Source organism: Rhizobium sp. P1_B8 (genome assembly GCF_056406515.1).
The window spans coordinates 342782-356109 of sequence record NZ_JBFTZZ010000002.1 but is presented as its reverse complement, the minus strand read 5'-3'; the positions used below and the strand labels follow the sequence as shown (position 1 = coordinate 356109).

Here is a 13328-nt window from a genome sequence, read left to right as displayed (position 1 = left end):
ATCAGGCCTCCAACCAAACGTCTTCGAACCGCGACGCCGTCAGGTAGGGGTCCGGCCGGATCGGGCCAGGCGCTTGCCAGGCAATGTCGAAAAGTCCATCGGCGCGCGCCACGCCGATACGGGGATGCAGCCAGAGATGACGGGTATCGGCGTCGAAGTTGATCCGGCCCTCCGGAGCAAGAAAATCTTCCTGGAGAATTTCTTCGGAAATGCGATGGGTCTCGAGCGAGCCGGCCCGGGCAAGCGCGCGGGCAAAAAGGTGCACCTGCGCATAGGCCGGCTGCGACCAGACGCTCGTGGTGAACTCCTGGCCGAAACGGGCCTTGAATGCTCCCACGAAACGCTCATTCGCCTCGTTCTCGACCGTCTGGAAATAGGTCGCCGAGAGAATATGGCCGGTGCAGGCATCTGCTCCGATCTCGCGAATCTCGCTCTCGGCCATGGTCAGGCTGGCAATCGGAACCCGCCTGCGATCGATTCCGGTCTCGGCATACATGCGATAAAATCGCTGCGCCGGCCGGCCGATGATCGTCGAGAAGATGGCATCGGGCTTGAGACGGACGATATCGGAAATAACCGAACGCAAGGTCTGTTCGTCGGCATGAAGAGGTAGATATCGCTCGCTGACGACTTCACCGCCCTTTGCCTCTACCACATCCCGCATGACCCGATTGGATTCGCGCGGATAAATATAATCCGCGCCGACGAACAGGATGCGGCGTCCGTGGTGGCGGAGAAGGTATTCCGCGAGCGCGAAGGTGTTCTGGTTGAGGGTGGCGCCGGTATAGACCACATTCTCCGAATATTCGAAACCTTCATACATCGACGGATAAAACAGCAGTCCGTTGTGCCGCTCGACGATCGGCAGCACCGCCTTTCGGCTGGCCGACATCGAGGCACCGAAGATGATGTTGACGTCGTCATCGGCCAGCAGGCGCCGTGCCAGATTGCGATAGGCGGTTTGATCCCCGCCCGGGTCATAGGCGATCGGAACGATGGGCTTGCCAAGCACGCCGCCCGCCGCATTGACTTCCTCGATCGCAAGTGCGGTGCCAAGAAAGTGCTCGGTTTCCGTAATTTCGCTAATTCCGCTTCTGGAAAACAGCACTCCCACCCGCCATTCGGAGCTTGTCATCTTTGCCTTTTCCGACGTGTTGGAGGTTCGAAAGCGGTGAATGCCTCAGTTCCGCGCTTTCGACTTCCATACCCTTAGTGCTTTTTCATGGGATCCTGCAAGCGGGTGCGATGCAGGTCGTTCTCACAGCAGACCGAGACGGGAACTACCGGCTGTGAACCGTTGCGGGCATCACATTGTCGGGGATCGGGCATACATAGGCTTTACCGCTGGTCTTTTCTCGCCACTCGGCCGTCGCGGCTGCCAGGAGGTCGGATGACGACATCAATGCGAGCCCTGTTGTCGCAAGCGTCTTGGCCGCATGCGCCATGGCCTTGTGCGCGGCCGGGCTTTTTCCCTGCGCGACGACCTGCCAGGTATGGGGATTGGTGCCGATCGCCCAGGCTGGCGCCCAGCATTGCGCGGTCGGCGTCACCCAGCTGACGTCGCCGACATCGGTCGATCCGGCCCGGAAATGCGATAGTCCCTCGAAATCGCGCAGACCGGTGTGCAGGGGCGTCGAGCCATCGACCTTGGCATTGGAGAACACATCGCCCTTCATCTGATAGAGGCGGATGCTGCTCCTGATCGCTTCCTCAGTGAAGGTATCCTGGATTTCCCTGGCGAAGGCGATGTCGGCCTCGTCGAAGGCTATTGGCCCGAGCGCGACCATGTTCTCGTGCATTGCCGTTTCAAGCGTAATGTTGGGAAGAAGGTTCGTCGAGGCGGTATCGAACACGATCTCGACTTCGGTTTCGGTCATCATCGCGGCACCTCGTGCAACTTTCTCGACGCGCCCGGCAAGCTCAAGCGCCTGCGGCATGTCGGGCGCCCTGATCAGATAGAGAACCTCGGCGCTGGCCTGCACGACATTGGCGGCCCTGCCGCCGGTGTCGGTGATCGCGTAATGAACGCGACAATCCTGCGGCATGTGTTCGCGCAGAAAATTGACGCCGACATTCATGAGTTCGACCGCATCCAGCGCCGAACGGCCGAGATGGGCGCTGTTGGCAGCATGTGCCGCGACACCCCTGAAGCGATAGTAATATTCGAGAACGGCAAGATTGTTCGTTGAACGTACACCGTTGAACGGGGCCGGATGCCAGGTCAGGGCGGCATCGACGTCATCGAATGCGCCGGCGCGAACCATGAAGGTCTTGCCGGAACCGCCCTCCTCACCCGGGCAGCCGTAATAGCGCACTGTTCCGGGCAGGTTGTTCTCCTTGAGGTGGCGGGCAAGCGCAACCGCCGCCATCAGCGACCCGACGCCAAGCAGATTGTGCCCGCAGCCGTGACCGGTTGCTCCCGCCGCTTGGGGACGAGGCTCGGCCACGTCGGCGGTCTGGCTCATTCCGGCCAGGGCATCGAATTCGCCGAGGAAGGCAATCACCGGCTTGCCGCTGCCGGATTCGCCGATGAAGGCCGTTTCCATGTCTGCGACGCCGTGGCGCACGGTAAAGCCGTTTTCCTCGAGTGTCCTTGCCAGCAATTGCGACGAGCGCCGCTCCTCGAACTTCAACTCCGCGAAATCCCAGATACTGTCGCTGAGAGCGACATAATCCGGCTTCATCTTTTCGATCGTCGCGGCAATAGAGCTGATCGCGTCAAGATTCATGGCATTTCCTCGCTGTCTGTCCTGCCGCCACAGGGACGTGTTGCACCGGATCCGGCAGGACTGCCTGCCGGATCTCCTATTGACTGTCGAAGTGGGATGGCGGCGCCCGATCCACCGGGCGCGGCAATTCGGGCTCAATTGTCGAGCGAAACTTCCCAAAGACGGGCATTCGATTGCCAGACGGGCTGACCCTTCAGCTTCTTGGTCGCGCCCCAGACATCGACCATGTCGTAGAGGAAGATGCCCGGCATTTCCTTGAGCATCAGCGTGTGAAACTCGTCGAAGATCGCCTGACGCTTCGTCTGGTCGGACTCCGCATAGGCGGCCTTCATCAACTCGACGGCTTTCGGGTCATCCCACATCAAAGAAGCGTTCTTGTCCTTGTTGCCGACATAGAAGCCGTACATCAGCGCCGGATCGAGCCGCGGCGCGACCGATTGCGAGATGATCTGGTAGTTGCCGGAGCGGCGACGATCGACCTGCGTCGCATAGTCGAGCACCTCGATCTGCACATTGAGACCTGCCTGCTGCATCATGGCCTGCGCCATCACCGCGGCCGGGAAGCTTGGCACGTTGCTGCGCTTGTTGGCGATGATGGTGATCGGCTCGCCCTTGTAGCCGGCCGCCGCAAGCTCCTTCTTCGCGGCCTCTAGGTCGTAGGGCAGACGCGTCTTCTGGACATCGTCGAAATAGAGCGAGTCTTCCGAAACCATGGAGCCGTTGGCTGCGCCGGTGCCATTGGAGGCGGCCTCGACGAGCTGGTCGAGATCGAGTGCCATCGCCATGGCGCGGCGCACGCCGGGATTGCTCAGAACCTTGTCGCGCGTCTGAATGTAGAAGAGGTTTTTGCCGTTGTTGCGAGCCACGATCAGTTGCATCGTGTCGCTCGTCTTGAATTCGGGAATGAGATCCGGCGAAATCTCCGCGGTATCGAGTACGCCGGACTGAAGGCCGGCCTTTACGGTCGAAGCATCGGGAATGACCATGAACTTGATGCCATCGACGAGAGGGCGTTTGGAGCCGACCATGCCGTCGGGCTTGCCGTCGTTCTGGGGCGACACATAATCGTCGAACTTGGCAAGGTGGATATACTCGCCCTTCTTCCATTCATCCCATTTGAAGGGACCGGTGCCGATCGGCTTGATGAAGCTTCCGTCCGCACCGACCGATTCCGGGGAAATCATCCCGGTGTAACCGCATTCGGGGCGCGACATCAGGCCAAGGAAAACTGCGGATGGCTTTTCCAGCGTGATGGTGACTGTGGAAGCATCGACTGCCTTGACCCCCGTAACATGCACGCTGCCGCTGCCGTCGAAATCAGGAAGGCAGGTCCATTTCGTTTCGGGCTTGAGATAGCGGTTCCAGTTCCACACGACGTCATCGGCGGTCAATGTCTTGCCGTTGTGAAATTTGACGTCATCACGCAGTTTGAAGCTGTAGGTCAGCCCATCCGCCGAGACTTCGAAGCTCTTTGCCAGCAGCGGCTTGACCTCGCCGTTATTGGCATAGCCGACGAGCCCTTCGACGATGTGCAGGATGACGCCATCGGTATTGCCGTCGCGATTGACGCCTGGATTGGCGCTGCGCAGATCGGAACTTTGAGCCACGACGATGTCGCGGGCGTCGACCACGCCGGTCATCGCCATCAACATGGTCCCTGCAAGAAGAAGCTTATGCATTGTTCTACCCTCTTTTATGGATTGTTAGGATCGGAGTTCATCCCAGCAGGCGCGTGAAAGCCTGCCGATGGTTTCAAGCGCGACCGTGTAGCCAGGGGTACCGTCCGGCATTTCCTGCGGCACGTCGTCGGTATAGGCGGCGATGATGTAGAAGGGGGACCCGTCGCGATAGACGATACCGGCATTCATGCGGCCGCGCTTTCCCGTGCCGCCCTTGTGGGCGACGAGCACGCCGAAGGGCAGCCGGGAGGGAATGGCATAACGCAGGATCTGGTTCTTCAGGGTTTGAAGCGCATAGGCGCACAGCGCCTGCGAGCAGCCGAGCCGGTCCGCGGCTTCCCGCGAATCCTGCGCATCCAGGATGGTCTGCAGCAGATAGACCTGATCCCGCGCCGTCGTCGTGGTAACGGCCTTCAAAGAATGATCGGGCGACAGCGCCAAGGGAGGGATGAGGAAGCGATGGTTGGTGCCTGACATGCCGATCGACTTGCAATAACCGTCGACCTCTTCGAGCGTCAGCCTTTCGAAGACCATCTTGGTGCAGACATTGTCGCTCAGCACCATCATGCCGGTGATGGCGTCGCGCAGCGATATGACGATACCTGGCGTCAGATAGCGGAACATGCCGCTCGCCACTTCCTCGGCGAAACGTTTTTCGTATGTGATCCGTTCGTCCAGATCCAGGCGGCCTTCATGCGCGGCCTTCAAGGCTGCCATCATGATCGAGGTCTTTCGGGTGCTGGCGGAGGGCGTTTCCTCGTCCGCGCCTCTGCCGATCGTTTCGCCGCTGCCAAGCGCACGCACCATGAAGCGCGTCACGAAAGGCTGGGCATCGCAGATCGCGTTCAATCGCTCCGCGAGCTTTGCGGATTCAATCATCGTCGTCATGTCAGTTCTCCAGGCGCCATTTGAGGATCACGCCGCCCTGAGCATTGTGGTCCAGAGCGGGGATGGCCGAGAGAAGCCGTTGCGTATAGGCCTCCTTCGGGCTGTCGAAAACCATATCGCGGTCGCCCTCCTCGATGATCCGGCCGTCCTGCATGACGACGACGCGATCGGCCACCTGTTCGACCACGCCGAGATCGTGGCTGATGAACAGGCAGGAGAAGCCGTAGCGTTTCTGCAAATCGGACAGGAGTTCGAGGACCTGCGCCCGGACCGTCACGTCAAGCGCCGATACCGGTTCGTCGGCGATCAGGAATTTCGGCCGGCGCGCAATGGCGCGGGCAATCGCCACGCGCTGCCGCTGGCCGCCCGAAAGCTCATGCGGGTAGCGCTCGGCATAGTCGGCCCCAAGGCCGACTTCCTCCAGCGTCTCCAGGGCGCGCTTGCGCTTTGCCGCAGCGTCGAGATCGGGAACGAGCCGCAGCGCTTCTTCCACAAGCGCGACGATGGTCATGCGCGGATCGAGCGAGGAATAAGGATCCTGAAAAACCATCTGGCAATTCAGCCGATAGTCCATCCAGTCGTCGTCGCGGCTGCGTCCCTTGAACCGGATATCGCCTTCGCTCTCCCGGACCAGTCCGGCAATGGTGCGGCCGAGCGTGGTTTTGCCGGAACCCGAACCGCCGACCAGGGCCACGACTTCGCCCTCGTGGATATCGATGCTGACGCCATGCAGCGCCCGTTTGGGCGTTGCCTTATTCATCAGCGACCGCCGGCCTGCATAGTCGACGACGATATCCCGCGCCGAGACCATCGGCGCCTTGGTCTTGTCGATCGTCCGCGTCTCTCCGCGAAACGGCAGGGAGGAAAGCAGTTTCTTGGTATAGGCACGCTGCGGTGCGTCGAGCAGATCGGCGGTGCGTCCTTCTTCGACGATCACCCCCTTTTCCATGACGACAATGCGGTTCGTGTAACGGGCAACCATCGGCAGATCGTGACTGATCAGCAGCACGGCGGTGCCTTCCGCCTGTGTCAGTTCCACCATCAATTCCATGACGTCGCGCTGGATCACGGCATCGAGCGCCGTCGTCGGCTCGTCGGCGATCAAGAGCGCCGGTTTCAGCAGCATGACGGATGCCAGCATGATGCGCTGGCGCATGCCGCCCGAGAATTCATGCGGATAGGAAGTAAGCGCTCCGGCGGGATCGCGGATCCCGACCCTGTTCAGCATGTCGAGGATCCGGCTGCGCCGCTCTTCCCGCGAAAGTTTCGTATGCAGTTGCAACCCTTCTTCGAGCTGGCGGCCGACGGTCATCGAGGGATTGAGCGAGGTCATCGGTTCCTGGAAGACGACACCGATTTCCGCACCGCGCAATTGGCGCAATTGCGCAGCGCTCATCGCAAGCACGTCGCGTCCCTTGTAGGCAACGGAGCCGCCGATCACCTTGATCGGCGCCGGCAGCAGCGAGATCAGGGCGCGTGTTGCCAGCGTCTTGCCCGATCCGCTTTCTCCGACAATGCCGAAGATCTCGCCTGGCGCGATGTCGAAGCTCACGTTCTTGACGACCTGCACACCGGTTCCGGCGACCTGAAGCGACAGGTTGCGGACACTCAAAAGCGTTTCATTGGTCATTTCAGTCCCCTCATCCGCGGATCAAGCTTGTCCCGAAGTGCGTCGCCCAGAAGATTGATGCCGAGGAGCGTCAGGGCGATCGCCAGGCCCGGGAACAGACCCAGCCAGACCGCCTGCTCGATGAATGGTCGGCCGGCAGCCAGCATGTTGCCCCAGGTCGGCGCCGGTGGTGGAACGCCGAGACCGAGAAAGCTCAGCGCGCTTTCTGAAAGGATCGCCCAGCCGAACATCGAGGTCGCAAGCACGGTGATCGGGGCGATGCAATTGGGGAGAATATGGCGGAACATGGTGTAGAGCTCGCCATTGCCCATCACCTTGGACGCCTCGATGAACTCCCGCTCGCGCAGCGACAGGACTGCACCCCGGACAACGCGGGCCATCGAGGGCGAATAGGCAATGCCCAGCGCGAAGATGATGCCATATTGATTGGCGCCGAAGACCGCGAGCAATCCAAGCGCCAGAAGGATGCCCGGAAAGGCGAGAAGCGCATTGTTGACGGCCATGATGACGGCGTCGATCCAACCGCGGGCGTAACCGCTGACGAGACCGATCAGCGTGCCGCAGACTGTTGCGAATGTGACCGTCAAGGTGCCGATCCAGACGCTCGCCCGGGCGCCTACGATCAGGCGGCTGAGCACGTCGCGGCCAAATTCATCGGTTCCGAGCCAGTGGGCGCTGCTTGGCGCCGCCAGCCGTGCGGTGAAGCCCAGCTTCATCGGATCGTAGGGGGTCCAGAAAAGGCCGATCGCAGCGGAGATGAGCAATGCGGCAATCAGAATGCTGCCGATGAAGCCGTTGAACGTGACGTTTTTCATTCGGCGACTACCCGCGGATCGAACAAGGGATAGAGCAGGTCGACGACCAAATTGACCAGCACATAGGAAAGCGAGACGAACAGCAGGCAACCCTGGATAACGGGGTAATCGCGGGCAAAAATGCTGTCGACCATCAGTCGGCCGAGCCCCGGAATGGTGAAGACCGTCTCGATGACGGCAATGCCGCCGAGCAGATTGCCGAGGATCAGACCGATGACTGTCCAGGTTGGGCCGAAGGCATTCTTGAAGGCGTGCCGCCAAAGGACGGCGCTTTCGGAAAGGCCCTTGGCCCGGGCGTGGGTGATATAGTCGAGACGCAGCACTTCCAGCGTCGAGGCACGTGCCATACGGATCAACACACCCATCTCGTGAATGACCAGGGTCATGATCGGCAGCACGAGGTAGAGCAGTCCGCCGGTAACGTTGCTGCCGATCGAGACATAGCCGAGGACCGGTAACCAACCGAGTTTCAAGCCGAAGAAAAGCAGAAGCAGAAGTCCGAGCCAGAATGTCGGTATCGACAGCAGGATCGTGGCCGTGCCGACCAGCGCCAGGTCCGTCAGACTGTTTTGCCGCCAGGCGGCGATGACGCCCGCCGGCACGGCAATGAGGCTCGCCAGAAGAACGGCGACGACGACGATTTCGGCGCTGACCAGAAAGCGTGATGCGACGAGCGGCAGAACCGCCTCGTTATTGACGATCGAACGGCCGAAGTCACCCTGCACGACGTTGGCGGTCCAGATCAGGAACTGTTGCGGCAGCGATTTGTCGAGGCCGAGTTCCGAGCGCATCGCCGCGATCTGAGCCGGCTCAGCCATAGCACCCAGCATCAGTGCCGCCGGATCGCCGGGTATGAAGCGGATCAGCGTGAAGACTGTCACCGAAACGAGGACGATCGTCGGCAATGCCATCAACAGGCGGTTCAGGACGAATTTCAGCATTTTTGTTCCCCGCGATGGGCGACGGACAGTGCCCGGCGTCATCGGTTTCGTTGCCGCAGACTATGATCGAATGAGGAAATATCCGCAATATTATGCGATTCTGTCATAAGTCTATGCGGAATACGACCGCAACCAAAACGGCTGCCTTCGTGTAAGGGATCACGCTAAAAATTTGATTTCAAATGTCTTTTTGAGAAAGCTTGATCTGTCGCTTCAAGGCGTCGCTCAGGGCGTGGGCGGCAATCGAGAGTGGCGTACCGACCGCCCTCGCCAATCCGAATTCCTGGGTCGCGCGTGGCACAAAAGGACGGTGAACCACCGGCAGGTGGCGATAGAGATTCGCATAAAAGCTGCTGATGATCGTGACCCCAAGACCATGCGCGACGTAGGAACAGGCGGAACTGTTGGTATGCGTCTCGATCTTGACGATCTGCTTGACGCCGGCCCGCCGGAAGGTCTGGTCGAGCGCCATGCGGTTCGGCCGTTGGCGCCCAATCAGAATGAGGGGCACGTCGCGCAAATTCCTGACCGTGATTTCCTCCAGTTTCGCAAGAGGATGATCCTTCGGAACGACGCAGACGCTTTCGCCGGTGGCGACGCGCTCCACCTCGATGCCCGGTCCGCTCTCGCCCTCCATGCGCAGAAAGCCGAAATCGATCACTCTCTGCTCGACGAGCTTGTTGATCGCGGTCGTCGTCTCGAAGAAGGTTTCGATCCGCACACCGGGGAAATCGCTGATGTAGTCGGCCAGCATTGCCGGCGCGAAATGCTCCCACATGCTGCTCGGCAGGCCGATGCGGACGATCTCCGGGCCGGCGGCGCCGCTTCTTAAGTCCTCCGCATGACCCGACATTCGATCGACCGCGAGCAAGATGGTCTCGGCATCGCGGGCAAGAAGCAGAGCCTCGGGGGTGGGGACGAGACGGCCTTTGTCGCGGACGAAAAGCGACATCGAAAGGTCCGCCTCGAGCTGCTGCAGGAGGCGGCTGACGCCGGACTGGCTGAGACCCATCGTCTTTGCCGTGGCAATCGTCGACCCCGTCGCCAGAAGCGTGCGCAGGACTTCCAGTTGCTTGATATTCATGCGTTTGCGATCCCCCGGGACGGTTCAAGCACCGTCATCATGCCCAGTCCGAAATGCTTTGAAGGAAGAGGCTGGCTGCCTTGGGCATCGGAAATTTCTCTCCGCTGATCAGCGCGTAGGCAACCGGCAGTTCCGGTTCGAGCGGAATGAACTGCAGCGGCAGCGTCGCAAATTCGCGGGCGATGATCTCGCCGACCAGCGCAATGCCGAGCCCCTGCGCGGCCAGCGCGCAGGCACTCGCCACCGAATGCGCCTCGAGCAGGGGGCGTTGGCGGATGCCGGCCTTGTAGAACAACGCCTCCAGCTCATGACGAACCGGTCGCTCCCTATTCAGCATGATCAGATCCTGCCCCTTCAGCTCGCCGACCGACAATAGGCGGCTGCCGGCCTTGGGATGATCATTGTGCAGGGCGCAAATGATCCGCGACGACAGGATCTTCTCCTGTTTCAATCCCGGGCTCATCAGCGGCAGACGCGCGAAACCGAGATCGGCCTCGCCGTCGGCCACCATCCGTTCAATTGCGAGATAGCTGCCGGATGCGACTTCGACGCGCATCGGACCATTCGCGGCGAGAAAGCTCTTCACCAGCTTCGGAATGCGCGTCGAGGAGAGGCTGGCGGGAAAGGCGAGCCGCAGCATGATCTCGCGCGATCGACCGCTCTCGAGCTCCATCGCCGCCGTTTTCAAGGCGCGTAGCCGGTCGGAAATGGCGCGGATTTCCGGGCCGAGCTGCAGCCCCTCGCGGGTCGGTTGAAGCCGGTTCTTTTCCCGGTCGAAAAGCCGGACGCCGAGATAGTCTTCCAGTTGCTGCAACAAGCGACTGGCGTTCGATTGCGAGATGCCAAGCTCGACAGAAGCGGCGATCGTCGAGCCCGTCGCGGCGATGGCGTCATAGGCCTCGATATGCTTCAGGCTGATCGCCGCACTCGTGTCTCGCGCCATTGTATCTCCAATGTCGATAGCCCTACCCGCAAACCGCATAAGATTGCGGACCAGCGGAAAGTTGAACATTTTCCGCTGAGAACCAAACTCACGGAAAGACTTTCGTCAATGGCCACCATTCTCCGGAAGATCGCGGAACAGGTCCTGTCGCGAACGGCGTTCTCAAACCTCGCCATCGACCGGGCAAGAGATGCAGCGGTGGACACCATCGGCTGCATGATTGCAGGCAGAGGCGATGAAAGCGTTGCCGCGCTCACTCGCGCTTTCGATGAGGAAATCGCCGGAGGCGGCGAAGCGCGGCTCGTCACCGGCGGCTCCGCCTCGCCCTCGCTCGCCGCACTCATCAATGCAACGGCGGCTCATGCGCTCGATTTCGATGACAATTTCCATCCGGCCAGGGCGCATGCTTCCGCGGTGCTGGTGCCGGCGCTGCTGGCGGTTCTGGCGCGCGGCAAGGTGACAAGCGGAAAGCGGTTTCTCGAGGCCTACCTGGCCGGGCTGGAAGCGCAGGCGTCGGTCGGCTTCGGCGTCAATCCCTCTCATTACAACAGAGGCTGGCACGCAACGGCGACGGTCGGCAGCATCGGGGCTGCGGCTGGCGTGGCACGGCTTCTCGGCGCTGACGAAAACGGCCTGGTCGCGGCGATGAGCCTCGCGACGAGCTTCGCCTGCGGCCCGAAAGGGCAATTCGGCACGACCGCCAAGCCGCTTCATGCCGGCATTGCCGCGCGCAATGCCGTGGATGCGGCGCGCATGGCGCTTGCGGGCATGAGCGGGCGGCCGGATATCCTCGAGCGGCCGCAAGGCTTCCTCGACCTTTTCGGAGGCGATGATGCCAAGGGCTGGGAAGGCCTGACATTTGACGAAGAGCATATCATCGAAAGCCGGGGTGTGGTGACCAAGCGCCATCCCTGCTGCGCCTCGACCCATCGCGCAATCGACGCGCTTCTGGATCTGAAGCAGGAGCATGGACTTTTGGCGGGCGACATTGCCAGGATCGAGACGAAAGTCGGCATATCCGCTGTTCGCAACCTCGCTTATCCCGACCCCGCCGACGAGATGCAGGCCCGCTTCTCGATGCAATATTGCCTGGCGACAGCTTTCCTCAAAGGCGCTCTTAGCCTTTCGGACTTTACACGGCAGAAGATCGGACGGCCGGAAATCCGGGAATTCATGCCGCGCATCGAAATGCGGTCCTATTCGGCTGATGAGGAAAAAGGCGTGGAGCGCCTCCCGCATGTCGTCACGGTCACGATGCGCGACGGGCGCATTTTGAACAAGTCCCGCTTGCATGCGAAGGGATCGCTCGAAGCGTCGATGAGTGTGCATGAACGCGAAGTCAAATTCATGGACTGCTTGCGCTGGGGAAATCGGAATGTGTCCGGCGCCTCTTTCCTGCAGCTTCGCAAGCTTGCCGATTTGGAAAATCTGTCCGGCGACGATCGCTTCTGGAGCCTGATCACAGACAGTCCATCGCCTTGACAAGCCGCCGGGACGAATGGACGGCCGAGAACGCCTCCCCGCCGCCGCATCGTTTAAGCCACGGCCTTCTCAGGCGAGGTATTTCGTAAACCAGTCGACCGTTCGCTGCCAGGCGAGCTTGGCTGCTGCTTCGTCATAGCGGGGCGTGGAATCATTGTGGAAGCCGTGATTGACGTCAGGATAGATATAGGCCTCGAATGTTTTTCCTGATGACTTCAGCGCAGCTTCATAGGCCGGCCAGCCTTCGTTGATGCCCTTGTCCAGCCCGGCATAATGGAGAAGCAACGGCGCCTTGATCTTCGGCACGTCTTCGGCGCGCGGCTGTCGGCCGTAAAAGGGCACGGCGGCGGCAAGTTCCGGATAGGCAACCGCCGTAGCGTTGGCAACGCCGCCGCCATAGCAGAAGCCGGTGATGCCGACCTTGCCGGTGGTGAGATCGCTGTGCATCAAAAATTCGACCGCCGCGAAGAAGTCGTTCATCAGTTTTTCCGGGTCGACCTTCTGCTGGAGTTCCCGCCCCTTTTCGTCATTGCCGGGGTAGCCTCCGACCGACGTGAGGCCATCCGGCGCAAGTGCTACGAAACCCGCCTTTGCCACGCGCCGCGCTACATCCTCGATATAGGGGTTCAGGCCCCTGTTCTCGTGAACGACCACCACGGCCGCGATTTTGCCGGTCGCGCTTTTGGGGCGGACGAGATAGGCGCGGACATCTCCATTTCCCTTTGGCGAGGGATAGGTGATGTATTCGGCTGATATATCGGGATCGGTGAACTCGACCTGGGTCGCCAGCGCATAGTCAGGGCTCAGCGATGCAAGAATGGCGGCTGCCGTGACGCCGCCCACGGCGAATTTGCCGGCGCGGTCGAGAAACTCGCGCTTGGTAATTCTCCCGTGCGCGTAATAATCGTAGAGTTCGAGAAGTTCCTGAGGGAAATCCTTGGCTGTCATTCGGGTCATGATGGCTCCTCCTTGCCTCCGGTTCTCGCACCATCCTACACAGGTAAACTCGCGACTCTTTTCAACATTTCGCGAGTTCCGCGTGAGCTTGCCGCGGCGATCGAGGGCTGCGCCAACAGTCGCTGAATTCGCCGCCCCGGCTTCAAGAGATGCGCACTATTCCCTTTGGCAATCGGCGTC

General features: G+C 60.8%; 11 protein-coding genes. 1 reads left to right on the top strand and 10 read right to left on the bottom strand.

The features are described from left to right. Nucleotide 1: 1 nt before the first annotated feature. The 9 genes from AC1D2N_RS05410 to AC1D2N_RS05370 form a co-directional block, all read right to left on the bottom strand. Complete coding sequence (locus AC1D2N_RS05410) at nt 2–1135, bottom strand: transporter substrate-binding domain-containing protein (RefSeq protein ID WP_018448621.1); 1134 nt, start codon at nt 1133–1135, stop codon at nt 2–4. Between the two features lie 145 nt (nt 1136–1280). Further along, nucleotides 1281–2729: a M20 family metallopeptidase gene (locus AC1D2N_RS05405; protein WP_130653892.1), complete on the bottom strand. Its 1449-nt coding sequence runs from the start codon at nt 2727–2729 to the stop codon at nt 1281–1283. A gap of 134 nt (nt 2730–2863) precedes the next feature. Beyond that, the gene (locus tag AC1D2N_RS05400; protein ID WP_130653891.1) at nt 2864–4408 is read right to left on the bottom strand and encodes an ABC transporter substrate-binding protein; all 1545 of its coding nucleotides are present in this window, start codon (nt 4406–4408) and stop codon (nt 2864–2866) included. Between the two features lie 24 nt (nt 4409–4432). After that, nucleotides 4433–5296 (bottom strand): serine hydrolase, encoded by an 864-nt coding sequence (locus tag AC1D2N_RS05395; RefSeq protein ID WP_018448624.1) that lies wholly within the window; start codon nt 5294–5296, stop codon nt 4433–4435. Nucleotide 5297: 1 nt separating this feature from the next. Next, complete coding sequence (locus AC1D2N_RS05390; protein ID WP_130653890.1) at nt 5298–6926, bottom strand: ABC transporter ATP-binding protein; 1629 nt, start codon at nt 6924–6926, stop codon at nt 5298–5300. Continuing rightward, nucleotides 6923–7741, bottom strand: coding sequence for an ABC transporter permease (locus tag AC1D2N_RS05385; protein ID WP_017992060.1), 819 nt, complete (start codon nt 7739–7741; stop codon nt 6923–6925). The genes AC1D2N_RS05390 and AC1D2N_RS05385 overlap by 4 nt, the downstream gene beginning before the upstream one ends. Then, complete coding sequence (locus AC1D2N_RS05380) at nt 7738–8682, bottom strand: ABC transporter permease (protein ID WP_477980870.1); 945 nt, start codon at nt 8680–8682, stop codon at nt 7738–7740. Before AC1D2N_RS05380 ends, AC1D2N_RS05385 begins: the two co-directional genes overlap by 4 nt. Before the next feature lie 178 nt (nt 8683–8860). Then, nucleotides 8861–9766: a LysR family transcriptional regulator gene (locus AC1D2N_RS05375; protein WP_018246615.1), complete on the bottom strand. Its 906-nt coding sequence runs from the start codon at nt 9764–9766 to the stop codon at nt 8861–8863. A 37-nt stretch (nt 9767–9803) separates the two neighbouring features. Beyond that, complete coding sequence (locus AC1D2N_RS05370) at nt 9804–10778, bottom strand: LysR family transcriptional regulator (RefSeq protein WP_197728297.1); 975 nt, start codon at nt 10776–10778, stop codon at nt 9804–9806. Nucleotides 10779–10817: 39 nt separating this feature from the next. Between AC1D2N_RS05370 and AC1D2N_RS05365 the strand changes: the two genes are divergently transcribed. Further along, nucleotides 10818–12191, top strand: a complete 1374-nt coding sequence (locus AC1D2N_RS05365; RefSeq protein ID WP_130653887.1) for an MmgE/PrpD family protein — start codon at nt 10818–10820, stop codon at nt 12189–12191. Between the two features lie 69 nt (nt 12192–12260). On the opposite strand, the gene yghX is transcribed toward AC1D2N_RS05365, so the two are convergent. Continuing rightward, entirely contained in the window at nt 12261–13148 is an 888-nt protein-coding gene (yghX, locus tag AC1D2N_RS05360; RefSeq protein WP_130653886.1) for a YghX family hydrolase, read from the bottom strand. Nucleotides 13149–13328 lie beyond the last annotated feature (180 nt).

What these genes read in the sequence shown, in the direction of transcription:
- AC1D2N_RS05380 (WP_477980870.1), bottom strand. Translation starts at nt 8,682, where the DNA reads ATGCTGAAATTCGTCCTGAACCGCCTGTTGATGGCATTGCCGACGATC.
- AC1D2N_RS05400 (WP_130653891.1), bottom strand. Translation starts at nt 4,408, where the DNA reads ATGCATAAGCTTCTTCTTGCAGGGACCATGTTGATGGCGATGACCGGC.
- AC1D2N_RS05405 (WP_130653892.1), bottom strand. Translation starts at nt 2,729, where the DNA reads ATGAATCTTGACGCGATCAGCTCTATTGCCGCGACGATCGAAAAGATG.
- AC1D2N_RS05410 (WP_018448621.1), bottom strand. Translation starts at nt 1,135, where the DNA reads ATGACAAGCTCCGAATGGCGGGTGGGAGTGCTGTTTTCCAGAAGCGGA.
- AC1D2N_RS05390 (WP_130653890.1), bottom strand. Translation starts at nt 6,926, where the DNA reads ATGACCAATGAAACGCTTTTGAGTGTCCGCAACCTGTCGCTTCAGGTC.
- AC1D2N_RS05365 (WP_130653887.1), top strand. Translation starts at nt 10,818, where the DNA reads ATGGCCACCATTCTCCGGAAGATCGCGGAACAGGTCCTGTCGCGAACG.
- AC1D2N_RS05395 (WP_018448624.1), bottom strand. Translation starts at nt 5,296, where the DNA reads ATGACGACGATGATTGAATCCGCAAAGCTCGCGGAGCGATTGAACGCG.
- AC1D2N_RS05375 (WP_018246615.1), bottom strand. Translation starts at nt 9,766, where the DNA reads ATGAATATCAAGCAACTGGAAGTCCTGCGCACGCTTCTGGCGACGGGG.
- AC1D2N_RS05385 (WP_017992060.1), bottom strand. Translation starts at nt 7,741, where the DNA reads ATGAAAAACGTCACGTTCAACGGCTTCATCGGCAGCATTCTGATTGCC.
- AC1D2N_RS05370 (WP_197728297.1), bottom strand. Translation starts at nt 10,778, where the DNA reads ATGTTCAACTTTCCGCTGGTCCGCAATCTTATGCGGTTTGCGGGTAGG.
- yghX (WP_130653886.1), bottom strand. Translation starts at nt 13,148, where the DNA reads ATGACCCGAATGACAGCCAAGGATTTCCCTCAGGAACTTCTCGAACTC.